This window comes from Amnibacterium setariae, assembly GCF_003581425.1.
Taxonomy (GTDB): domain Bacteria; phylum Actinomycetota; class Actinomycetes; order Actinomycetales; family Microbacteriaceae; genus Amnibacterium; species Amnibacterium setariae.
This window is the reverse complement of sequence record NZ_QXTG01000003.1, coordinates 14,935-37,007: the sequence shown is the minus strand read 5'-3', so window position 1 is coordinate 37,007 and position 22,073 is coordinate 14,935. Positions and strand designations below refer to the sequence as shown.

23 protein-coding genes and 2 tRNA genes are annotated in these 22,073 nt (G+C 72.9%); 11 read left to right on the top strand and 14 right to left on the bottom strand.

Annotation, left to right across the window (positions count from 1 at the left end; genetic code table 11):
* Positions 1-84 precede the first annotated feature (84 nt).
* Together D1781_RS15810 and D1781_RS15805 are read left to right on the top strand one after the other, a co-directional pair.
* Positions 85-1,290, top strand: coding sequence for a pyridoxal phosphate-dependent aminotransferase (locus D1781_RS15810; protein ID WP_158590138.1), 1,206 nt, complete (start codon positions 85-87; stop codon positions 1,288-1,290).
* Positions 1,291-1,454: 164 nt separating this feature from the next.
* Complete coding sequence (locus D1781_RS15805; protein WP_119483480.1) at positions 1,455-2,063, top strand: Pr6Pr family membrane protein; 609 nt, start codon at positions 1,455-1,457, stop codon at positions 2,061-2,063.
* Between the two features lie 9 nt (positions 2,064-2,072).
* Here the strand turns inward: D1781_RS15805 and D1781_RS15800 are convergent, their stop codons facing one another.
* The 4 genes from D1781_RS15800 to D1781_RS15785 form a co-directional block, all read right to left on the bottom strand.
* Entirely contained in the window at positions 2,073-3,281 is a 1,209-nt protein-coding gene (locus tag D1781_RS15800; RefSeq protein ID WP_158590137.1) for a polysaccharide pyruvyl transferase family protein, read from the bottom strand.
* Between the two features lie 156 nt (positions 3,282-3,437).
* Entirely contained in the window at positions 3,438-4,652 is a 1,215-nt protein-coding gene (locus tag D1781_RS15795) for a UDP-N-acetylmuramate dehydrogenase (protein ID WP_119483476.1), read from the bottom strand.
* A complete protein-coding gene (locus tag D1781_RS15790) occupies positions 4,649-5,074 on the bottom strand; it encodes a MaoC/PaaZ C-terminal domain-containing protein (RefSeq protein ID WP_119483474.1) in 426 nt (141 codons plus the stop codon). Before D1781_RS15790 ends, D1781_RS15795 begins: the two co-directional genes overlap by 4 nt.
* Positions 5,071-5,517 (bottom strand): FAS1-like dehydratase domain-containing protein, encoded by a 447-nt coding sequence (locus D1781_RS15785; protein WP_119483472.1) that lies wholly within the window; start codon positions 5,515-5,517, stop codon positions 5,071-5,073. Before D1781_RS15785 ends, D1781_RS15790 begins: the two co-directional genes overlap by 4 nt.
* A 68-nt stretch (positions 5,518-5,585) precedes the next feature.
* Here D1781_RS15785 and D1781_RS15780 point away from each other — a divergent pair, with 68 nt between their 5' ends.
* The 8 genes from D1781_RS15780 (at position 5,586) to D1781_RS15740 (ending at position 11,378) form a co-directional block, all read left to right on the top strand.
* A complete protein-coding gene (locus D1781_RS15780) occupies positions 5,586-6,458 on the top strand; it encodes an aldo/keto reductase (protein WP_119483470.1) in 873 nt (290 codons plus the stop codon).
* A gap of 663 nt (positions 6,459-7,121) precedes the next feature.
* A tRNA-Thr gene (locus D1781_RS15770) sits at positions 7,122-7,193 on the top strand.
* 41 nt (positions 7,194-7,234) lie between these two features.
* A tRNA-Met gene (locus D1781_RS15765) sits at positions 7,235-7,308 on the top strand.
* A 179-nt stretch (positions 7,309-7,487) separates the two neighbouring features.
* On the top strand, positions 7,488-8,591 hold the full coding sequence (locus D1781_RS15760) for a fatty acid desaturase family protein (protein WP_119483466.1): 1,104 nt from the start codon (positions 7,488-7,490) through the stop codon (positions 8,589-8,591).
* A 347-nt stretch (positions 8,592-8,938) separates the two neighbouring features.
* Positions 8,939-9,157, top strand: coding sequence for a hypothetical protein (locus D1781_RS15755; protein ID WP_119483464.1), 219 nt, complete (start codon positions 8,939-8,941; stop codon positions 9,155-9,157).
* A 32-nt stretch (positions 9,158-9,189) separates the two neighbouring features.
* Positions 9,190-10,164, top strand: coding sequence for a helix-turn-helix transcriptional regulator (locus tag D1781_RS15750; protein ID WP_119483463.1), 975 nt, complete (start codon positions 9,190-9,192; stop codon positions 10,162-10,164).
* A gap of 127 nt (positions 10,165-10,291) precedes the next feature.
* On the top strand, positions 10,292-10,729 hold the full coding sequence (locus D1781_RS15745) for a VOC family protein (protein WP_119483731.1): 438 nt from the start codon (positions 10,292-10,294) through the stop codon (positions 10,727-10,729).
* Between the two features lie 7 nt (positions 10,730-10,736).
* Positions 10,737-11,378 (top strand): winged helix-turn-helix transcriptional regulator, encoded by a 642-nt coding sequence (locus D1781_RS15740; protein ID WP_119483461.1) that lies wholly within the window; start codon positions 10,737-10,739, stop codon positions 11,376-11,378.
* Between the two features lie 60 nt (positions 11,379-11,438).
* On the opposite strand, the gene D1781_RS15735 is transcribed toward D1781_RS15740, so the two are convergent.
* The 9 genes from D1781_RS15735 to D1781_RS15695 all read right to left on the bottom strand — a co-directional run bounded on the left by D1781_RS15735 (position 11,439) and on the right by D1781_RS15695 (position 19,800).
* A complete protein-coding gene (locus D1781_RS15735) occupies positions 11,439-11,699 on the bottom strand; it encodes a hypothetical protein (RefSeq protein WP_233551470.1) in 261 nt (86 codons plus the stop codon).
* A 17-nt stretch (positions 11,700-11,716) separates the two neighbouring features.
* Positions 11,717-12,175: a hypothetical protein gene (locus D1781_RS15730; RefSeq protein WP_119483457.1), complete on the bottom strand. Its 459-nt coding sequence runs from the start codon at positions 12,173-12,175 to the stop codon at positions 11,717-11,719.
* A gap of 48 nt (positions 12,176-12,223) precedes the next feature.
* Positions 12,224-12,658 carry a MarR family winged helix-turn-helix transcriptional regulator gene (locus tag D1781_RS17645; RefSeq protein WP_158590136.1) on the bottom strand — a complete coding sequence of 145 codons (435 nt, stop codon included), beginning with the start codon at positions 12,656-12,658 and terminating at the stop codon, positions 12,224-12,226.
* A 206-nt stretch (positions 12,659-12,864) separates the two neighbouring features.
* On the bottom strand, positions 12,865-14,757 hold the full coding sequence (locus D1781_RS15720) for a glycoside hydrolase family 127 protein (RefSeq protein WP_233551469.1): 1,893 nt from the start codon (positions 14,755-14,757) through the stop codon (positions 12,865-12,867).
* Between the two features lie 14 nt (positions 14,758-14,771).
* Entirely contained in the window at positions 14,772-15,878 is a 1,107-nt protein-coding gene (locus tag D1781_RS15715) for a Gfo/Idh/MocA family protein (protein ID WP_233551468.1), read from the bottom strand.
* A complete protein-coding gene (locus D1781_RS15710; protein ID WP_119483453.1) occupies positions 15,875-16,675 on the bottom strand; it encodes a ThuA domain-containing protein in 801 nt (266 codons plus the stop codon). The genes D1781_RS15715 and D1781_RS15710 overlap by 4 nt, the downstream gene beginning before the upstream one ends.
* Before the next feature lie 44 nt (positions 16,676-16,719).
* A complete protein-coding gene (locus D1781_RS15705; RefSeq protein WP_119483451.1) occupies positions 16,720-17,571 on the bottom strand; it encodes a carbohydrate ABC transporter permease in 852 nt (283 codons plus the stop codon).
* Positions 17,568-18,518 (bottom strand): carbohydrate ABC transporter permease, encoded by a 951-nt coding sequence (locus D1781_RS15700; protein ID WP_119483449.1) that lies wholly within the window; start codon positions 18,516-18,518, stop codon positions 17,568-17,570. The genes D1781_RS15705 and D1781_RS15700 overlap by 4 nt, the downstream gene beginning before the upstream one ends.
* 67 nt (positions 18,519-18,585) lie before the next feature.
* Positions 18,586-19,800, bottom strand: a complete 1,215-nt coding sequence (locus D1781_RS15695; RefSeq protein ID WP_119483447.1) for a sugar ABC transporter substrate-binding protein — start codon at positions 19,798-19,800, stop codon at positions 18,586-18,588.
* 323 nt (positions 19,801-20,123) lie between these two features.
* On the opposite strand from D1781_RS15695, the gene D1781_RS15690 reads away from it, so the two are divergent.
* The gene (locus tag D1781_RS15690; RefSeq protein ID WP_158590135.1) at positions 20,124-21,149 is read left to right on the top strand and encodes a LacI family DNA-binding transcriptional regulator; all 1,026 of its coding nucleotides are present in this window, start codon (positions 20,124-20,126) and stop codon (positions 21,147-21,149) included.
* Positions 21,150-21,227: 78 nt separating this feature from the next.
* Here the strand turns inward: D1781_RS15690 and D1781_RS15685 are convergent, their stop codons facing one another.
* The gene (locus D1781_RS15685) at positions 21,228-22,052 is read right to left on the bottom strand and encodes an alpha/beta fold hydrolase (protein WP_119483443.1); all 825 of its coding nucleotides are present in this window, start codon (positions 22,050-22,052) and stop codon (positions 21,228-21,230) included.
* Between the last annotated feature and the right edge of the window lie 21 nt (positions 22,053-22,073).

Genomic DNA, 22,073 nt, shown 5'->3' with positions numbered 1-22,073 from the left:
TTCGTCGTCGGACTGGACCTCCGCCTGAACGCCGCTCGGCGCAGCCTGAACGCCGGCTCGGGTGCGCCGGTAGGCTCGGTGACCGTGCCTCGCACCGCTCCGGCCCCCATCTCGCCTCGCATCGCCGCCATCGCCGAGTCCGCGACGCTGAAGGTCGATTCGAAGGCGAAGGCGCTGAAGGCCGCGGGACGCCCCGTGGTCAGCTACGCGGCGGGCGAGCCCGACTTCGACTCCCCCGCCCACGTCGTCGAGGCCGCCGAGCGGGCCGCCCGCGACCCGCGCAACCACCACTACACGCCCGCGCCCGGCCTGCCCGAGCTGCGCGAGGCGATCGCGGCGAAGACGCTGCGCGACAGCGGCCTCGAGGTCTCGCCGGCGCAGGTCATCGTCACGAACGGCGGCAAGCACGCCGTCTACCAGACCGTGCAGACCCTGGTCGGCGAGGGCGACGAGGTCCTGATCCCCGCCCCGTACTGGGTGACCTACCCGGAGGTCGTCAAGCTCGCGGGCGGCGTGCCCGTCGAGGTCTTCGCGGGCGCGGACCAGGAGTACAAGGTCACGGTCGGGCAGCTCGAGGCCGCGCGCACCCCGCGCACGAAGCTGCTGATGTTCGTGTCGCCGTCGAACCCGACCGGCGCGGTCTACTCGCCGGAGGAGACCCGCGCCATCGGCGAGTGGGCGCTCGAGCACGGCATCTGGGTGATGACCGACGAGATCTACCAGAACCTCGTCTACGACGGCGTGAAGGCGGTCTCGATCGTCGAGGCCGTGCCGGAGCTCGCCGACCAGACGGTGCTCGTCAACGGCGTCGCGAAGACCTACGCGATGACCGGGTGGCGCGTCGGCTGGATGATCGGCCCCGCCGCCGCGATCAAGGGCGCGAACGACCTGCAGTCGCACCTCTCCTCGAACGTGAACAACGTCGCCCAGCGCGCGGCGATCGCGGCGCTGACCGGCCCGACCGAGCCGATCGAGGCGATGCGGCAGGCGTTCGACCGGCGGCGGAAGGCGATCGTCGACGGGCTGAACGCGATCCCCGGCTTCCGCACCCCGACCCCGCAGGGCGCCTTCTACGTCTACCCGGACGTGACCGCGCTGCTCGGGAAGGAGTGGGGCGGGGTCGTGCCCACGACCACCCTCGAGCTCGCCGACCTGCTGCTCGAGCGGCTCGAGGTCGCGGTCGTGCCGGGCGAGGCGTTCGGCCCGAGCGGCTACCTGCGCCTCAGCTACGCGCTGGGCGACGACCAGCTCGCGGAGGGCGTCCGCCGCCTCGCCGACTTCTTCGGCTGACCCTCGCGGATCCGCAGATCCTCCGCGGATCCGCAGATCTGACCCGACACGCCGCATCCGGAGGCGCGCCGTCGGCGTGTCGGGCAGTTCTTGCGGATCCGCGAAACGGTCCCTCGTGACGAGGAGCGTGACCCGGGGGCCGTCCCGGCCCTAGCGTCGGCGTCGTGCACCCCGTGACCGCCGCGCTCCGGCTCGTCGTCGCCCTCCTGGTCGTCGCCGCGGTCGCGGCGACGTTCGCGGCCGTCGCCCCGGTTCCGCTCGCGAACTTCTTCGGGTTCTTCACCGTGCAGTCGAACGTGATCGGCGCCGTGGTGGCGGTGGTCGGCGCCGTGCGCCTGCTGCGCGGCTCGCCGGCCACCACGGGCTGGGTCGTCGTGCGGTGGTGCGCCGCGACGTACCTGCTGATCGTCGGGGTCGTCTACTGGACGCTGCTCGCGCCGGTCGACGCGGCGGGCGGCATCCCCGTGCCGTGGGCGAACGTCGTCCTGCACGCCGTGACCCCGGTCGCGGCGCTCGTCGACCTCGTGCTCGCGCCGGACCGCCGCCCCCTCCCGGCTCGGCTCCTGCCGGTCGTGCTGGCCTACCCGCTCCTGTGGATCGCGGTCGTGCTGGTGCGCGGCGCGACCGACGGGTGGGTGCCCTACCCGTTCCTCAGTCCGGCGCAGGGCTACGGCGTCGTCGCGGGCTGGGTCGCCCTGGTCGCCGGCGCGTTCGCCGGGGCGGCGGCGCTGCTGCGCCTCGTCCTGCGCGCGCCGACGCGAAGGACCGCCTGAGACCCTCGATCAGGCCGCGGCGGTACGGAAGCGGCGGATGCGCGGGCCGACGAGGTCCGCGAGCCGGAAGCCCGGCCGCACCTGGGGCGGCGTCGCGCCGACGTCCCCGGGCCAGCGCGTGGCCGCGACGCGGCGGTCGAAGTGCTCCGGGTCCTGACCGGGCGCGTAGACGTGCTGCAGCCCGTGCGCGCCGAGGAACTCCGCGAACCGGTCGAAGCGCGCCTGGTGGCGGTCGTTGAAGGCGGTGAAGTCCGCCTCCTCGTAGAGCTCGGCCGCGTCCGTGTCCGGGCCCGTCTGCTTCATCAGGCGGTGCGGGATGTCGTAGAAGCGCACGAGCTCGAGCGTGCGCGAGTCGTGCGCGAGCACCGTCGCGGGCGTCCCGGCGAGCAGCGCGGCGATGTTGCCGTGGATGCGGGTGCCGAGGCTGTAGTCGAAGCCGGCGAGGTAGCGGATCCACGGCTCGGGGTCGACGAAGAAGCTCGTGCGGCCGTCGCGGACCAGCGGGTGCGCGTGGTGGGTGGGCAGCCGGGTCTGGTCGGTCTTCGTCTGCGCGGGTCGGTGGTCGCGGTCGAGGAGCATCCCGAGCGCGTCGCGGTGCTGCGCCGCGTAGCGGAGGTTCGGGTACCGCTCCATGTGCCGCTCGACGATCGGCACGAGGCCCGGCACGTACGGGGAGAGGTTGAGGCTGATGCGCGACTCGGCGGTGAGCGCCGGCACCCGCTTCTCGACCCGCAGCCCGGGGCCCTTGAGGAAGACCGAGGGGCAGCCGATCACGTCGACGTCGCGGAAGCCGAGCCCGCGGAGGTAGCCCTCCGTGAACTCGCCGCGGACGCCGATCGAGGGCGCGTGGTCGAGGACCGCGCGCACGAAGCGCTGCACCGACGCCTTGACGCCGTCGAGGCGCTCGACCTTGCCGTCGAGCCGCAGCTGCGCGCCGACCCCGAGCACGGTGACGGGCACGGTCAGCGCCTCGATCGTCTCGGACATCCGGTCGAGCGTCTGCTGGTAGCTCGGTCGGAACGCGTTCGCGAGCGGGATGACGACGTGGTCGGCGGTCGCGTTGATCCGCTCCGCCTCCGCCCGGCCGCCCTTCATGCCGCCGACCTCGATCTCGGTGCCGGCGGTCTGGAGCAGCTTGTAGCTCGCGCTCGAGAAGAGGAGGTTGCCGACGTTGTCGCCGATGAGGTTCCGGCGGTAGACCGTCGTCGGACGGGCCACCCGGAAGGGATCCTTGTGCGCTCGCAGCAGGATGCGTGTCACCGGTCGGCCCCTTCCGCCCCCTCCGTTCGAGGGGCGCAGCAGGACGGTAACCGCGGACCTGATCCGGACATGGACGGCACGCCGTCCATGTCCGGCGACCGGCCGCGAGCCGGGTCAGACGGTGGCGCCGATGAGGTTCGGCTCGGGGTGCAGCACGACGCCGAACTCGCTCTGCACCCGGTGCTGGATGTAGCGGGCCAGCTCGACGACCTGCGCCGCCGTCGCGTGGCCGCCGTTCACGATCGCGAGCGTGTGCTTCTTCGAGATGTGCGCGTCGGAGCCGGGCAGCCGGAACCCGCGCTGCACGCCCGCGTGCTCGATGAGCCACGCGGCCGACAGCTTGACCCGCGGCTCGCCCGCGCGGTCCGGTCGCGGCGGGAGCGCGGCGCCGAGCGGCACCACGACGTCGGGCTCGTCGCCGGAGGTCGGCCAGCGCGGCGCGTCCCGGGGCAGCGTCGCCGCGAAGTGCTCGCTGACGATCGGGTTCGTGAAGAAGGAGCCGACGCTCACCGACTCGGGGTCCTCGGGGTCGAGGACCATCCCCTTCCTGCTGCGGAGGGCGAGCACGGTCTCGCGGAGCGCGGCGATGGGGACGCGGCCACCGAGGGGCACCCCGAGGGCCTCCGCGAGCTGCGCGTAGGCGACCGGCGAGCTGAGCACGGGGCCGTCGCCGACGGCGCGGTGGAGCACGAGGTCGATCGACAGGACCACGCCCGCGAGCCCCTGCTTGAACACGCTCGTGCGGTAGCCGAGCCGCAGCTCGGAGGCGGGGAGCCGGCGGATCTCCCCGGTCTCGCGGTCGAGGAACTCGACCGCGGCGAGCGTGGCCGCCAGCTCCTGGCCGTAGGCGCCGATGTTCTGGATCGGGGCGGCGCCGCAGGAGCCGGGCACGCCGGAGAGCGCCTCGATGCCGCTCCAGCCCTGCTCGACGGCGACGGCGCAGAGGCCGTCCCACGACTCCCCCGCCTGGACGCGGATCCGCACGGGCTCCCGCTGCTGCACGGGGCGCAGCGAGCGCTCGAGCGTGCGGAGGCGGTCGGCGTCCGTCGCGGGCGGTCCCGCCACGGCGTGGGCGGCGCCCTCGAGGCGCTCGATGCCGCGGGTCGCGACGACGAGCACCGTGCCGTCGAAGCCCTCGTCGCCGATCACGACGTTCGAGCCCCCGCCGAGCACGAGCAGCGGCTCCTCGTCGGCCCACGCGCTCAGGGCCGTCCGCACGACCTCGTCGACCGTGGTCGCGACGACGACCCGGCGTGCGGGCCCGCCGACGTGCAGGGTCGTCAGGTCGGCGAGCCGCAGGTCCTGTCCCGCGGCGGCGTCGGCGCTCATCGGTCCTGCTGCCCCAGCGCGACGCGGACCTGCGCCCGCCCGAGCACGGTCTGGCCGGCGACCTTCGCGGTGACGTCGATGCGGGCCTCGTCGTCGGTCAGCTGCCCGACCTTCGCCTCGATCTCGAGGCGGACCGAGCCCTCGGGAGGCACCGGCACGGGGCGGGTGAAGCGCACCCCGTAGTCGCGGATCCGGTCGGCACCGAAGCGCTCCACGACGGGCTGCACGGCGAGCCCCATCGTCAGCATCCCGTGCGCGAGCACGCCGGGCAGGCCCACGGAGGTGGCGACGTCGTCGCGGTAGTGGATGGGGTTGAAGTCCCCGGACGCGCCCGCGTAGCGGACGAGGTCGTCCCGGTCGAGGTCGAAGCCGCCGGTCGCGACGACGTCGCCGACCGAGAGCCGCTCGCCCCCGGCGCTCACGCGTCGCCCCGGATCACGAGCGTCGAGGTCGCCGTGACGACGTGCTGACCGCCGCCGTCGCGCAGCACCGACTCGGCGGTGACCATGGCGTTGCCGCCGAGCGCCTTCACGTCGGTCACCGTCATCGTGGCGGTCAGCAGGTCGCCCGCCACGATCGGGCGGCTGAAGGCGAAGCGCTGCTCGCCGTGCACGACCCGGGAGAAGTCCACCCCGGCCGTCTCGTCGGCGAGCAGCTGCGCGAGGGTCAGGTCCTGGACGACGACGGGGAACGTCGGCGGCGCGACGACGTCCGCGTACCCGGCGGCGAGGGCGGCCTCCGGGTCGAGGCTGAGCGGGTCCGAGGAACCGACGGCGCGGGCGAACTCGCGCACCTTCTCCCGCCCCACGAGGTAGGGCTCGGTGTCGGGGTACACCCGGCCCTGGAGATCGTTGGCGAGGGTCACGCCTGCATGGTAGTCACGCGCACCGGCCGCCCAGGCGATGCACGAGGCCGCTCACGGACACTCGTGGGATGACCACCACCTCCCTCCCCGCCCGCCTGATCGGCTCCCGCTCGGTCTCCGCGATCGGCCTCGGCGCGATGCCGCTGTCCATCGAGGGCCGCCCGGACGAGCCGCGCGCGATCGCCACGATCCACGCGGCGCTCGACGCCGACGTCACGCTGATCGACACCGCGGACAGCTACCACCTCCTCGCCGGCGAGGTCGGCCACAACGAGCGCCTCATCCGCGCCGCGCTCGACTCCTACGAGGGCGACGCGAGCCAGGTGCTCGTCGCCACGAAGGGCGGTCACCTCCGCCCGGGGGACGGCTCCTGGACGCAGGACGGCTCCGCGCGGCACATCATCGAGGCCGCGGAGGCGTCGCGGCAGGCGCTCGACGTCGAGGCCATCGACCTCTACCAGTTCCACCGCCCGGACCCGCGGGTGAAGTTCTCGGAGTCGGTCGGGGCGCTCGTGCACCTGCTCGACGACGGCGTGATCCGGATGGCGGGGCTGTCGAACGTCAGCACCGACCAGATCGAGGAGGCCATGGAGCTCACCGACGGCCGCATCGTGTCGGTGCAGAACCAGTTCTCGCCGTCGTTCCGCTCGTCGCTCGACGAGCTGCGCCTCTGCGCGGACCTCGGCCTCGCCTTCCTCCCCTACAGCCCGCTCGGCGGCATCGGCAACGCGCCCGGCCTCGGCTCGCAGAACGCGGCGTTCCAGACCGTCGCCGACGTGCACGGCGTCAGCCCGCAGCAGGTCGCGCTGGCGTGGGAGCTGTCGCTCGCCCCGGTCGTGATCCCGATCCCGGGCGCCTCGCGGCCGGAGACGATCCGCGACTCCGCCGCCGCGGCGACGCTCGAGCTGACGGACGAGGAGCTCGCCACCCTCTCCGCGTGATCCGCGTCGTCGCGCGGTCCCTGTGCCGTCGCGCGGTCCGCATGCGCACCGCGTGACGCCCGGGCCACCGCGCGACGACCGGCCGGGTACGGCGAAGGGCCCCTGCGATCGGGATTCGCAGGGGCCCTTCGTGACCGTGGTCAGCGATCGGTGATCGACCTCGTCACTGGCAGCTGTCGCACTGCAGCAGATCCATCGGGTCGACCGGAATCGCGTAGCCGTCGATGCTCTCCGTGTCGAAGTTCATGACCGCTCCTTCCGCTCGCTGCCGTCGACCTTCCCCAGTCGGCGGCGGGTGTGCACTGCTCCCGCACGATGTGCGGCCCCCGCTCGAGGAGCGAGTGGAACCACTATATCCCGGGGGGTCCGGAGAATCGAGCCCCTAGATGTTGTGTCGGAGGGTTCTCAGCGTGTCGCCCGGAACCATGCGGCTCGACGGGCTGCGGAACACGCTCGGGCGGCGTGTCGCGGGCTGGACGCCACGATCCCACGCCCCTCGGACAGGGGCTCGGAGCGCCACGCCGCCACCGCCTCGTGGCAGCGGAAGGGCGGCCGGCGCACCCCTCCGGCGCGAGGCGACACGGAGCCGGCAGGCGGAGAGGGAGCGGGGAGCGGGATGCTAGAGTCGTCGTCGCTTCCGGCCCGGCGACGGGCTCGATGCAGGCCCCGATAGCTCAGTGGTAGAGCATCTCCATGGTAAGGAGAAGGTCAAGAGTTCAATCCTCTTTCGGGGCTCGGACAGGCCGGTCGCGCACCCCGCGGCCGCAGGTCCTCGCGGCGGGGTAGCTCAGGTGGTTAGAGCACACGGCTCATAATCGTGGTGTCGCGGGTTCAAGTCCCGCCCCCGCTACGCCAGGCCCGGATTCCTCTGGAACTCCGGGCCTTCGCCGTCGTCGGGGCACCCGCGGCTCCCCTCCGTCAGGCGCGGTGCGCACGACAGTCCTTCCGTGCCGCAGTACCGGAGCAGGGGGCCGGGAGGCACCCCGCCCGGGGGATGTGCCGGCTGCGCCGCGTCCGTACCGTCGGGAGATGAGCGTCGCAGTCCCGTCCATCCGCAGCACCGAGCCGCGCACCACCCGGTCCGGCGGAGCGCAGGCGGCGCACGCCCAGGACTACGCCGTGCTGATCGGGCAGGTGAAGGAGTCGGGCCTGCTGGATCGCCGTCCCGGCTCGTACGCCCTCCGCGGCATCGTGCTGGCCGCGCTGTTCGCCGTCGGCCTCGCCCTGCTGCTCACGCTCGGTCGGACGTGGTGGCAGCTGCTCGTCGCGGCCTACTTCGCAGTGCTCTGCACCCAGGTCGCCTTCCTCGCGCACGACAGCGCGCACAAGCAGATCTTCTCCTCCGGGCCTCGCGGCGAGCTCGTCTCACGCGTGCTGGCCGACCTCGTGGTCGGTCTCAGCTACGGCTGGTGGATGAACAAGCACACGCGCCATCACGCGAACCCGAACACGCTCGGGCGCGACGGGGACATCCTCCCGGGCGCGATCGTCTTCGTTCCCGACGCGGAGGCCCGCCCTTCGGGACTCCGCCGTCGCCTGACCGCGCGCCAGGGGTACTTCTACCTGCCGATCCTCGCCCTGGCGGGCGCCGACCTGCACCTGAGCGCCGTAAACGCGGTGCTGGGCGGGGAGAAGCACCCCCATCGACTGCAGGAGGGCGTGATGATCGCGATCCGACTGATCGGCTTCGCGGCCCTGCTCGTCCTCGTGCTCGGCCCGCTGCTCGGCACCGTCTTCCTCCTCGTGCAGGTCGCGCTGTTCGGCGTCTACATGGGCGGCACGTTCTCGCTCAACCACACCGGCATGCGCATCATCGGCCGCGACGAGAAGGTCGACTACCTCCGCAGACAGGTGCTCACCTCGCGGAACATCAGCGGCGGTCTGCCGATGGAGCACGTCATGGGCGGCCTGAACCTCCAGATCGAGCACCACCTCTTCCCGTCGATGCCGAGCGCCAACCTGCGCCGCGTCCGGCCGCTCGTCCGAGCGCACTGCGCACGGCTCGGCATCGCCTACGAGGAGAACCGGTTCGGCACGGCCTGGGGGATCGTGCTGCGCCACATCCACCAGGTCGGCGTCCGTCACGCCGACCCGTTCGACTGCCCTGCGGCGCGGACCCTCCGCACCGCCTGATGCGCGCCGCGCTGGAGCCCCGGTGACCGGGCCCGTCATCCACCGAGCGGTCCCCTGCCCTCGTGCGGGCTGCGACGCATGGGCGATCCTCGCGACCGCCGAGGAGGCCGGCGACGGCGCGTCCGCGTGGCGATGCTCGAACGGGCACACGGGGCCGCGCCTCTGGGCAAAGGCGCGCCCGGACTGACGGCGGGACCGTGCGCCGCCTCCGCCGATCGACCTCCGGCACCGGGGCCACGACGACGGACCGCCGCGGGGATGCATTGCGGACGCTTCACGTCCGGTACCTGCGGTTGCGATCGAGATGCGGACCGATTCCGTCCGGATCTGCTTCTACCGTCGACCGCATGAACAGCGCGAACACCACGACCGCACCCGCGGTCCGACCGAGTGGTCCGATCACCACCCTCGCCCTCGTGCGACTGACCCACGGGCCGGTGGGCTGGGCGGCCCACGCCCCGGCGCTCGTCCTGTGGGCGCAGCATCGCCTGCGCCGATCCCCGGTCGCGTCGGGCGCGACCGTCCCGACCCCTCCCCGCCGCGACCTGCCCGGCCCCTTCTGCTGATCGAGGCCGCCGGAGCGCCCTAGCCTGCTGCGATGGAGGACAGCCCGAGCCCGACCGCTCGGGCGATCCGGGCGCTCGACGTCCTCCGGCTGCATCCGGGGATCTCCGCGGAGGCCCTCGCGGAGCGCCTCGGGGTGACCGAGCGCGCGGCGCGCCGGTACGTCGCCACCCTCCGAGACGCCGGCATCACGATCGAGGGCGCCCGCGGCCCCTCAGGCGGCTACCGCCTCGGCCGGGGCACGACGCTCGCCCCGGTCGGCTTCACGGAGGAGGAGGCGCTCGGCCTCGTGCTCCAGGTGCTGGGCGGCAGGCCGGAGGCGGGACGGGACGACGACCTGATCGGCGGCGCGCTGCAGAAGGTCGTGCGCGCACTGCCCGACGCGGTCGGCCGGCAGGCGGCGCTGCTCCGTGAGCGCGCGGCCGCGACCCCGGACGAGCGGGCCGACCAGCAGCCGGACCCGCTGCTGACGAACGAGCTGATCGGCGCGATCGCCGCGCGCCGCGGCGTGGTGATCGAGTACCGCAGCGAGCGCGGCGCGGAGCTGGAGCTCGACGTCGACCCGTGGAGCGTGGTCGCGCGCCACGGCCGCTGGTACCTGCTCTGCTGGGCGCACCACGTGGACGCGATCCGCACCTATCGCGCCGACCGGATCCGGTCGGTGCGGCGCACGACCCGCCGGTTCGACCCGCCGGACGACCTCGACCCGGTGGCCGCGCTCGGCGAGAACCTCGGCGCGGGGTGGCGCTACCCGACGCGGGTGGTGTTCTCCGCTCCGATCGAGGAGGTGCGGCCGTGGATCCGGCCGCCGATGGGCCGGCTCGAGTCGCACGAGGCGGGCTGCGTGCTGGTCGGCACGACGAGCAGCCCCGGCATGTACGCGCGGGAGTGGCTGTCGGTCGTGCCGTTCCCCTTCCGCGTCGAGGGCGGGGAGGAGCTCCGTGCGGCGGTCGTCGAGGTCGCCCGCCAGTTCACCGCCGCGGTGGACGATCCCGACGAGCCGACCTGACCCTCCTCCGGCCGACGGGCCGGGCCGGCTCTTCGCGGGGGCGCGACGAGCCCTTGACGTGCTACTTGTTCTTTGCAAGTGTGGACGCCGTCCACATCGAGGGTCGATGCGGACCGAGGAGGCCCCGATGCCGTCGATGTTCGTCAACGTGCCCGTCACCGACCTGGAGCGCGCGAAGGCGTTCTACGAGGCGATCGGCTTCACCATCAACCCGCTGTTCACGGACCACAACGCGGCCTGCGTCGTGGTCGAGCCGGACCACAGCTACTTCATGATCCTCACGCGGGAGTTCTTCCAGACGATGACCGAGCTCCCGATCGGGGACCCGGCGAAGAGCCCCACCGCGGGCACCGCGATCTTCGTCGAGAGCCGGGACGAGGTCGACGCCCGGGTCGCCGCCGGCGTCGCCGCGGGCGGGAAGCGCCTCGGCGAGCCGCAGGATTTCGGCTTCATGTACCAGCAGGGCCTCGCCGACCCCGACGGGAACGTCGTCGACTTCGGATGGATGGACCCCCGGGCCGCGGAACAGGGCCCCGAGGCGTTCACGAGCCAGCAGCAGGCCTGACGCCGCGATGGCGGCGCGCGACTACGGCCAGTCCTCCGGGATCACCCGGGCCCTCGAGCTGATCGGCGAGCGGTGGGCGCTGCTCATCGTGCGCGACCTCCTGGTCGGGCCCCGCCGGTACGGGGAGCTCGCCGCGGGCCTCCCCCGCATCCCGACGAACATCCTCGCGTCCCGATTGAAGGAGCTGCAGGAGGCCGGCGTGCTGCGTCGAGCGCCGCGGTCGCGGGTGATCGTCTACGAGCTGACGCCGTTCGGCCGGGAGCTCGAGCCCGTGGTGCTCGCGCTCGGCGCCTGGGGGTTCAAGGCGATGGGCGGCGCCCGCGACGAGCAGGCGATCAGTCCGGACTCGATGACGATGGACCTGCGCAGCGCGTTCCGGCCGGAGGCGGCCGCCGGGCTGCCGCCGACCGCCTACGCCGCACGGCTCGACGCCGCCGAGCTGCTCATCCGCGTCGACGGTCCCGCGCTCGACGTCCAGCGCGGGCCGGGCCCCGCGGACCTCGTGTTCGAGGGCGGCCGGGCCATCCACCGCCTCATCACCGGCGAGATCGCGCCGCAACGCGCGATCACCGACGGGCTCGTCCGGGTCCGCTCGGGCGACGGGCTGCTCCTCGACCGGTTCGCGACGACGTTCCGACTGGCGGCCTGAGGGCCGAGGGCGGCGCGGTCCCCGAGCCGGAACGGCGTCCGCGGACGCCGACGCCGTCCCTCATCCCGCGTCGCCCTCCGCCGGCTCGGCCCGCCGGACGCGCCAGGCGACCGCCGCTCCCCCGACGACCGGGAGCAGCCCGAGCAGCCGTACGGGCCAGCGCAGGCCCGGAGCGAGCAGTGCGACGAGGGCGACGACCAGGTAGACCGCGCCGTGCACGGGCCCCAGGATCCGAGCGACGACCAGGTCGTGCACCGTCACGAGGTTGGCCAGCAGCGCGGCCAGCGTGACCAGCTCGAGGAGGCCCAGCGCCACGAGCACGGGCCGTCCGCGCCGCATCATCGCTCCGGAGCGCCGGGCTGCAGCACCATGAGCACCAGGACGACCACCCAGAGCAGGTTGAAGACCCCGACGAGCGCCGCCGCGGACGCGACCTCGCGGCGGCCGGGCGGGCGTCGCAGCATCGCGGCCTGGCCGGGGACGATCCGGACCGCGAGCAGCACGCCGGCAGCGACGGTCAGGCCCAGCGCGACGACGAGCCAGGCCTCGTCGAACTTCCCCCACAGCAGCCCCAGCACGATGCCCGCGACCGGGACCGAGACGGCGAGCAGCCCGTACACGCGGGAGACGCGGTGCAGGAGGCGCGCCGCGTCCGCGCTGCGGCGCTCGTCGCGGGGTCGCCGCGCCTCTCCGACACCGAGCGGCACGGCCGCCGGGAACAGCGATGCCGACACGGCGGCGGGCCCCACGAACAGGACGGCCGCGAGCACGTGCACGACGAGGAGGACGGGGCCCACGCGGAACTCCTTCAGTTCGACTGATGCTGGCATCAGCCTAACTGAAGGTCAGCGTCGAGGAGGACCTTCCCGTGCCGCGCGGCGGAGCGCTTCCTCGAGCGGCGCGAGCGGCGGCCCGGCGAACAGCTCGGCGTCGAGCCGCTCGACCGCCGCCGCCATCTCGTCGAGCAGATCGCGACCGCCGGCCGACACGGAGAGGTGCGCAGCGACGCCGGTCCCGGTCTCGGCGGCCTCGACCAGCCCCTCGTCGATCAGCGCGCGGACCAGCGCGTGCGCGCTCTGCACGGTGATGCCCGATCGACGGGCGATCTCGCTGTAGGAGATCTGCGCCGTACCGGCGATGTGCCCGAGCACCGCGTACTTGCGCAGCGTCAGCCGGCGCGAGCGCAGTTCCGCCTCGAGGCGCCGCTCGGCGATCGACGCGAGCGCGAGCAGCGCCACGGTCGGGCTCTCGCGCCGCCCGGCCGCCTGAGGTCCGTCCACTGCTCCGACCCGACCGGCCGTCAGGCCCGCGGCAAGAGGAGGTCGGCGCGGTGCGCCCGGGCGGCGACGCGTCCCGTCTCGGTGCTGGTCATGGCTGCCTCCGGCTCCCGACCGCGGTGCCGCCGTCGCGCCCACGAGCGTGCCACGGTCGAGTGACCGGCGGCGATCGGCGCCCCCGCCGATCTCGCCGGACGACCCTCCCCCGCTCAGCCCGCCGGGATCCAGACTCGCATCGCGTCGGCGCCCCGGTTCGCCCAGGCGAAGTACGGCACCGCACGGATCGGCACGGGCTCCCGCTCGACTCCGTCGTCCTCCCCGCCGCCGAGGGCCGCGTAGGGCTCCGGTCGCTCGACGTGCCGGTGCACCCAGCCCGACGCCAGGACCACCGGCGCCGCGAGCGCCGCGTCGGACCCGCCGAGGCGGAGCGGTGCGTCGACGTCGAGGTGGAGGTCGTCGACCTGCGCGCCCACCGGCAGGTCGACCTGCTCGACCGCGAAGACGAGCGGACCCGCAGCGATGGCGACGGAGTCGCGGATGCCGTCGATGCGGTCGTCGGCCGCGATCAGCCGCGGCGCCGTCGGCAGCACCAGCTCGAGGCGGTCACCCGCGCTCCACAGCCGGCGCCGGCGCGCGAGCCCGGGTTCGACGGGCTCCCCGTCGAGCGTCGCGCCCGACGCCCAGCCGGGCACGCGGAGCCCCAGCTCCGCCTCCCCCTCCGGCGCCGACCGGACGGTGACGAGCACGCGCCCGTCGCGCGGGAAGTCCGTCTCGACGTCGAGGACGAGGCCGGCGCCGCGGACCGTGCCCTGCACGTACTGGTGGACCTGCAGCGAGTCCCCGTCGACGCCGGTGGTCGCGACGTAGGCACCGAGGCTCGACAGCGTGCGCATGATGTTCGGCGGGCAGCAGGCCGTGCTGAACCAGCCGAGCCTCCCGTTCACGGGGTTCCGCTGATCGTCCGGCTCGGCGCCGTTCCGCACCTGCAGCGCGTTGACGTAGAAGAACTCGCCGCCCGCGAGCGAGACCCCGGGCAGCATCCCGTTCAGCAGCATCCGCTCGACCTGGTCGGCGTACCGCTCGTCTCCCGTCGCGACGAGCATGCGGTGCGCCCACTGGAGGCCGCCGATCGCCGCGCAGCTCTCCGCGTAGGCGCGGTCGGACGGCAGCTCGTACGGGTCGCCGAACGCCTCGCCCTCCCAGCGGGCGCCGAGGCCGCCCGTGACGTACTGCTTCGTGCCGACCATCGCCGCGAACTGCCGGGCGACGGCGGCGAGCAGCTCGTCCTCGCCGGTCTCGATCGCGACGTCCGCGGCGCCCTCCGCCAGGTACACGGCGCGCACCGCGTGCCCCTCGACCGTGGTCGCCTCCCGGACGGGCACCCGGTCGGAGAAGTAGGTCGAGTCGCGGCCGTAGGCGGCGACCGTTCCGCGGCCGCGCGCGTCCACGAACCAGCCCGCCAGGTCGAGGTAGGCGCGGGTGCCGGTCTCCCGGTACAGCTCCACGAGCGCGGTCTCGATCTCCGGGTGGCCGTCGAGCTCGTGCGAGCCGTCCGGCCCGAAGGTCGCGACGAGGTGGTCGGCGAGCCGGACGGCGACGTCGAGGAGCGCCGTGTCCCCGGTGCCGCGACGCTGCGCGACGGCGGCCTGGACGAGGTGGCCGGCGCAGTAGAGCTCGTGGGTCCAGCCGAGCTCGGAGTAGCGGGCGATCCCCCGCAGCTGCACCACGGAGTCGAGGTACCCGTCCTCGGCCTGCGCCGCGGCGACCAGTCGGGTGAGCTCGCGCTGCCGCTCGAGCAGGGCCTCGTCCCCCGTGCGCGCGATCTCCCATGCGACCGCTTCGAGCCACTTGTAGACGTCCGAGTCGGCGAAGACGTCACCGACCGCCTCTCCCGTGCCGCCGCCGGCCGCCCGTTCGAGGTTGCCGACGTTGCCGGCCCGGTGCAGCTGGTCCCACCCCTGCGGGATGGAGACGGCGGCGTTCGCGGCCAGCCGCTCGGCCCAGAAGCCGCCCGTGATCGTCGCCCCGTCGACGCCGACCGGTCGCAGCGCGGCGGTGCCCCCCGCCGTCGGCGACAGCGGCCCCTTCACCACGTCGTCCACGAGGCCCCTCTCCTTCATGCGCGCACCGCGGTGCGCAGCAGCCGCTCGTGCGGGCTCGACCACGACGCCAGCACGGTCCGGAGATCGTCGCGGATGTCGGTGGCCAGCGCCTGGTCGCGGGCGTCGTCGATGAGCGCCGGGATGTCGACGGTGGTCCGCGTCTCCGCGGACCGCACCGCCGCCTCCACCATCGCGAGCGTCCAGACGTTCGCGTGGATCTCGCCGGAGGGCGAGGCGCCCGACCGGACGGCCGCCAGGAACTCGGCGAGGGATCCCTCGATCGATTCGTGCGGGGCGGGGACGACGTCGAGGCGCTCGACCGGCCCGTCGCCCTCCTGCACCTCGACGGCGGACTCGCCGTCCCAGGTGACCGTGCCCCGCGCGGTCCCTGCGCGCCACGAACCGTTCCAGGAGGTCTCGAGGCCTGGCGCGACCCAGCTGCCGAAGTACTGGAACCGCGCCCCGCCCTCGAACTCGAAGAGGGCCTCGGCCGCCGCATCGCCGCGGAACCAGCTCCACGACGGGTTGAACGAGCGGCAGTCGACGGTCAGCGGCACGCGGTCGAGCACCGCGCGGGCCACGTCGAACGAGTGGATCGCCATGTCGACGAGCAGGGGGTGGTCCATCTCCTCACGGAACCCGCCGAAGTGCGGCGCCTTGAGGAACTCGGTGCTGAGCAGCTCCGCACCGCCGAGGTCGGCGGCGCGACGGCGCAGCTCGTCGAGCGCTGCGTAGTAGCGGCGCGACTGGCTGACCATGAGCAGGCGCCCGGTGGTCTCGGACGCCGCGACCAGGATCAGCGCGTCCCGGACGGTGGGCGTGACGGGCTTCTCGCACAGCACCGGGTAGCCCGCGTCGAGCGCCGCGAGGTTGACGGGGAGGTGCGCGACGGGCACCGTCACGTCGACGATCCCGTCCGCGCCCTCGGCCCGGGCGAGCGCGACCGCGTCGGTCCCGGACGCCACGGAGGGGCCACGCGCGGCCAGCGCGGCCTCCACCGCGCGCGGGTCGAGGTCGACCAGGCCGACGAGCTCGGCGTCGTCGGCGCGGTCGATCGCGCGGATCCACGCCCGGCCCATCTGCCCCGCCCCGACGAGCACGAGGCGCAGGGGCGCGCTCACGAGCGTGCCACCCGGTCGTCCGCGTTCATCGCACCGCGGTAGTCGTGCCCCTCGAAGAACTCGCCGGACTCGTAGCGGAGCAGGGTCGGCAGCGCGGGTGCCGGGAGGGCGGGCGCCACCCAGTCCACCCCGTTCGCGATGACGCGTCGCACGTCGGGGTGGTGGTAGACGGGGAAGTCCTGGTCCCCGGGGCTGAAGTAGAAGATCTTCCCGTGGCCGCGTCGGAAGGTCATGCCGCTGCGGAACACCTCCCCGCCGGAGAACGAGCTGATGAAGACGAGCTCGTCGGGCACCGGGACGTCGAAGAACTCGCCGTACATCTCCTGCTCCGGGATGACGATCGGATTCGGCACCCCCTGTGCGATCGGGTGCGTCGGGTTGACCGTCCACACGAGCTCGCGGTCGTGCTCGCTGCGCCAGCGCAGGGTGCAGGTGGTGCCCATCAGCTTCACGAAGAGCTTCGACCAGTGCCCCGAGTGGAGCACGACGAGCCCCATGCCCTCGAGGACGCGCTGGTGCACGCGCTCCACCACGTCGTCGCGCACCTCGCCGTGGGCGGCGTGCCCCCACCAGACGAGCACGTCCACGTCGGCGAGACGGTCCGCGTCGAGGCCGTGCTCGGGCTGGTCGAGCGTCGCGGTCGACACCGAGACCGACCCGCCGAGGTGCTCCTCGACGGCGGACCGGATCGTCTCGTGCATGCCGTCCGGGTAGAGGGCCCTGACGTGCTCCTCGACCTGCTCGTGGCGGTTCTCGCCCCACACCACGACGGTGCGAGGTCGATCGTTCTGGCCCATGCGGACCGTCCTTCCTTCCGAGGCCCCGCGCGACGCGGGGAGGTTCACTTGACGGCGCCGCCGAGCGCGCCGGCGGCGATGTACCGCTGGGCGACGACGAGGAGCACCGCGGCGGGGAGCGACGCGAGCACGGCCGTCGCCATGACGGGTCCCCAGTCCGTGACGTTCGAGCCGATGTAGTTGTAGATGCCGAGCGTGATCGGCCGCACCGCATCCGTCGACGTCAGCGTCAGCGCGATGAGGAAGTCGCCCCACGCGCCCAGGAACGTGAACAGCGCGGCCGTGACGATGGCGTTGCGGCTGATGGGCACCACGATGGAGAGGAACGCGCGGAAGTCGTTCGCCCCGTCGACGAGCGCCGCCTCGACGAGGCTCGGCGGGATCGACTCCATGAAGGCCCGCATCAGCAGGATCGAGAACGGGATCTGCACGGCGCTGTCCGCGAGGATCAGGCCCGCGTAGGTGTTCAGCAGGCCCACGTCGTTGAACAGCGTGTAGAGCGCGTTCGCGATCACGATCGTCGGGATCATCTGGGTGACGAGCAGCACCAGCAGGAACACCCGCGTCCCGCGCATGCGGAACCGCGCCAGCCCGTAGGCGGCCGGCGTCGCGACGAGCAGCGTGACGACGACGGTGCCGAGGCCGATGATCATGCTCGAGACGAAGTTGCCCCCCTGCTGCTGGAACGCGGCGACGTAGCCCGAGAACGTCGGGTTCGTCGGGAACCACGTCGCCGTCGCGGCGCCGGCCGTGGCCTGCAGGCTGCTGTTCACCATCCAGTAGACGGGGAACACCATGAGCCCGAGGAACACGATGCCGAGCGCCGTCATCGGGATGGACCGCGCCCGCCCGCGGTGCTTCCGCGGCAGCGGCACGCGGATGGTCGTCGAGGTCATTCGTCGGCCGCCTTCCGGGAGATCGAGATGTAGACGACGGCGAAGAGGAACGACACGACGATCAGCACGTTGCTGATCGCGGCCCCGATGCCGAACTCGAAGTTGACGAACGACTGGTGGTACGCGTTCGTCGCGAGCGTCTGGGTGGAGTTCGCCGGTCCGCCGCCGGTGAGGCCGAGGATGATGTCGACGACCTTCAGGGTGTAGACGATGCCCAGCACGATGACGACGCTGACCACCGAGCGGATGGACGGCCACGTGACGTACCGGAACGCCTTGACCCCGGTGGCGCCGTCGAGCGACGCCGCCTCGTAGAGCTCCGGCGGGACGGACTGCAGGCCGCTGTAGAGGATCGTCGTGTTGAACGGGATGCCGAGCCAGATGTTCACTCCGATCACCGCGACGAGCGCGAGGCCCGGGCTGACCAGCCACGGGACCGCCGGCACGCCGAACAGCCCGAGGAACTGGTTGATCGCGCCGCTGTCCTGGTCGAGCAGCCACTTCCACACCGCGCTCGAGGCGATCAGGGGCAGCAGCCACGGCAGGAGCAGCAGCCCGCGGAGGAATCCGGACAGCGGGAAGTTCCGCCGGAAGAACAGTGCGAGCCCCAGGCCGATGACGAACTGCATCACGATCGAGCCGATCGTGAACAGCGCGGTGTTCACGAGCGTCGTCGTGAACACCGCGCTGCCGAAGGTCTGCGCGTAGTTCGCGAGGCCGACCCACGGCGCCTCGCCGGTGAAGAAGGTCCTCGTCGTGTAGTCCTGGAAGGACATGAGGACGTTCTTCACCACGGGGTAGCCGAAGAAGACGGCGACGAACACCACCGCCGGGGCGATGAACAGCCACCGGGTGACTCCTGAGGCGAGCCTCGCCCTGCTCCTGCCCGGTCGCCCGGAGGCGACCAGCGGACCGGCGGCGACCCCCGCCCGTGCGGACACGGTCATCGTGCTCCTCCCCTCCGCGAGCGGAGGGAGGGGGCGGCGCCCGAGCGGGTCGCCCCCTCCCGTCGCATCACTGGCTCTGGGACTGCGCCTGCTGCAGCGCGGCGGACGGGGCGGCCTTGCCCGTGAGGGCGAGCTGCACGGCGGTGTAGATCTTCGTGGCGGCCTTCGGCCAGTCGGGTCCGAGCTCGCCGGTGCGGGCGCGGGCCGTCTTCACGGTGGTCACGAACGACGCGACCTGCGGATGCGACTTCGCCCACTCGTCGGCCGCCGACTCGTTCGTCGGCACGTTGCCGGTGACGCCGGCGATCGTGGTCTGCATCTTCGCGGAGGACAGGCAGCCGACGAACTTCGCGGCGAGCTTCATCCGGTCCTTGTCGCGCGTCTGCGGGACGGTGAACGCCTCGCCGCCGAGCGGTGCGACGGTCGGGTCACCGGTCCGGGTCGGGATCGGCACGCTGTCGAACTCGAGCCCCTTCGCCGCGTTCAGGGACGGCAGCTGCCAGGGGCCGTTGATCATCATCGCGGCCTTGCCCGCGATGAACTGGTTGTCGACGTCGGCCTGGGCCCAGTTGATCGAGCTCTTCGACATCGCGCCGTCGTTCTGCAGGTCGAGCACGAACTGCAGCGCCTGCGTGGCCTGCGGGGTGGCGATGTCCTTCTCGTCCCCGCCGTTCGACCAGAAGAACGGCAGGAACTGCCAGGTGCCCTCGTACGTGTTGATGTTGCTCATCGCGAAGCCGTAGGTCTTGCCGCTGGTCAGCTTCTTCGCGGCGGCCCGCAGCTCGTCCCACGTCTTCGGCGGGGTGACGCCGGCGTCGGACAGCAGCTTCTTGTTGTAGTAGAGCGCGATCGAGTTCGTGACCGGCTCGAGGCCGTAGAGGTCGCCCTTGTAGGAGTTCGCGGCCTTCACGGCCGGCACGAGCCCGTCGGCGTTCAGCCCGTAGTCGTTCAGGGGAGCGAGCGCGCCCGACGCCGCGATCTGCTGCACGTCGGGGTTGTCGAGCATGAGCACGTCGGGCAGCGTGCGCGACGACGCCTGCTGCAGCACCTTGGCGATGAGGCCGGCACCGGCGACGTGGTTGATCTTCACCTTGGCGCCGACCTGCTTCGCGCACGTCTGGTAGATCGGGTCGTAGCTCGCCTGGTAGTAGTCCTCGATCGTCAGCGTGGAGCCGCCGCCGCCACCTCCTCCTCCCCCTCCGGAGCCGGACGAGCAGGCGGTCAGTGCGACGGGGACGAGCGCCACGGCGGCGGCCGCGGCGATGATCCGGATCGGGTTCATCTTCGGTGAGCTCCTTTGCTGCGGAAGGCGGGACGGGCGGGGCTGCGTCAGGGCGCAGCGGTCCCGCGTCGTCGGTCAGGTGATGTGCTTCGGTGCGTGGACGAGCGCCCGGCGGGACCGCGGAGGAGCACGGCGGGCAGCGGAAGGGAGCGCTCACTCGTCGTCGACTGATGACGCACCGCTCTTCGATCCCCGTCGATCGCGCCGCCCCGGTCGGGCGTTGCGGAGCATCATTCGCCCGGCCCGTCCCGGCTGTCAACGATTTTTTTAAGCGCTTTACCGAACCATTCGCCGCGCTATGGTCGACCGCGAGGAGATCGCCGATGGTGCGGATGCAGGACGTCGCCGAGCGCGCGAACGTCTCCATCGCGACCGTGTCGTTCGTGGTCAACGGGACGAAGCGGGTCTCCGAGGCGACGCGGGCCCGGGTCGAGTCGGCCATGACCGAGCTCGGCTTCACCCGCAACGTGCTCGCTCGAGCGCTGGCCAGCCGGCGGTCGCGGATCATCGCGCTGCTGTTCCCGGAGCTCGACACCCGCGGCAACGCGAGCGCGATGGAGTTCGTCCACGGCGCGTCCGTCGGCGCGGCGGAGCGCGACCACCACCTGGTGCTCTGGCCCGTCGCGAACGACCCCGCCGCGCTCCGCGAGTACCTGGACGGCGGCCTCGTCGACGGCGTGCTCGCGATGGAGGTGCAGCTCGAGGACCCGCGCGTGCCGATGCTCGAGGCCGCCGGGATCCCGTTCGTGCTCATCGGCCGGACGGCGGACCCGAGCGCCTACGCCTACGCGGACATCGACTTCGAGACGACGGCGCACGAGAACCTGGACCACCTCGCGGGGCTGGGCCACGAGCGCATCGCCCTCGTGCTCGAGCACCCGGGTGCGCTCGGCGAGTCGGCCTACGGCCCGCCCGTACGCCTCGAGCGGGCGTACCGGGAATGGGCCGTCGCGCACGGCGCGACAGCGGTCGTCGCCATGACGGCGAGGGATCCGGCCGGCGGAGCCGAGCTCGCGGAGGACCTGCTGCGCGACCACCCCGACGTGACCGCCGTGCTCATCGCGAACGACGAAGCGGCCCCCGGACTGCTCCGCGGCATCCGGGCGACCGGTCGCTCCGTGCCGAGGGACGTCTCGGTGCTGGCGCTCGGCATGGCGTCCCGGACGGCGGCGCTCTGCGAGCCTCCGCTCGTGCACTCCGCGCCGCCCGGCTACGACCTCGGGCACGCCGCCGCGCGGGCCCTCATCGACCTGGTCGAGGACGCGGACGCGGAGCCCATCCGCACCCTGCTGCCCTGCGTGCTCGGCGAGGGCGCGAGCGTCGCGCCGGTCCGGACGACCCTCCCCTGACTCGATCATCCCGATCGCGGCATATGTTCGCCGCGGCGCGTGCCGGGCCGCGCGACGCGGCCCGGCACCCGGGTCCGGTCAGGCGCGGAGCCACTCCAGCAGGTCCGCGTTGATCACGTCGGCCTGCGTGGTCGGCATGCCGTGCGGGAAGCCCGGGTAGGACTTCAGCGTGCCGTTCTGCACCAGCTCGGCGGACAGGGGCCCGGAGTCGGCGTAGGGGACGATCTGGTCGTCCTCGCCGTGCATGACGAGCACGGGCACCGTGATCTTCTTCAGGTCCTCGGTGAAGTCCGTCTGCGAGAACGCGACGATCCCGTCGTAGTGCGCCTTCGCGCCGCCCATCATGCCCTGGCGCCACCAGTTCTCGATGATCGCCTCCGACGCCTCGACGCCGGGCCGGTTGTAGCCGTAGAAGGGCCCGGACGGCAGCGCGCGGTAGAAGTTCGACCGGTTCGCGGCGAGCTGCGCCTGCAGGTCGTCGAAGACGCTCTTCGGCAGGCCGCCCGGGTTCGACTCGGTCTGCACCATGATCGGCGGCACCGCGCTGATCAGCACGGCCCGCGCGACGCGGGACTCCCCGTGCTGCGCGATGTAGTGCACGACCTCGCCGCCGCCGGTGGAGTGGCCGACGTGGATCGCGTCGTGGAGGTCCAGGTGCTCGGTGAGCGCCGCGAGGTCCGCCGCGTAGTGGTCCATGTCGTGCCCCTCGCCCGTCTGGGTCGAGCGGCCGTGCCCGCGCCGGTCGTGCGCGATCACCCGGTACCCGTGCTGGAGGAAGAACAGCAGCTGCGTGTCCCAGTCGTCGGCCGACAGGGGCCAGCCGTGGCTGAACACGATCGGCTGTCCCGACCCCCAGTCCTTGTAGAAGATCTCGACACCGTCGTTCGTGGTGATCGTCCCCATCGGTCCTCCTCCTCGGCGGCG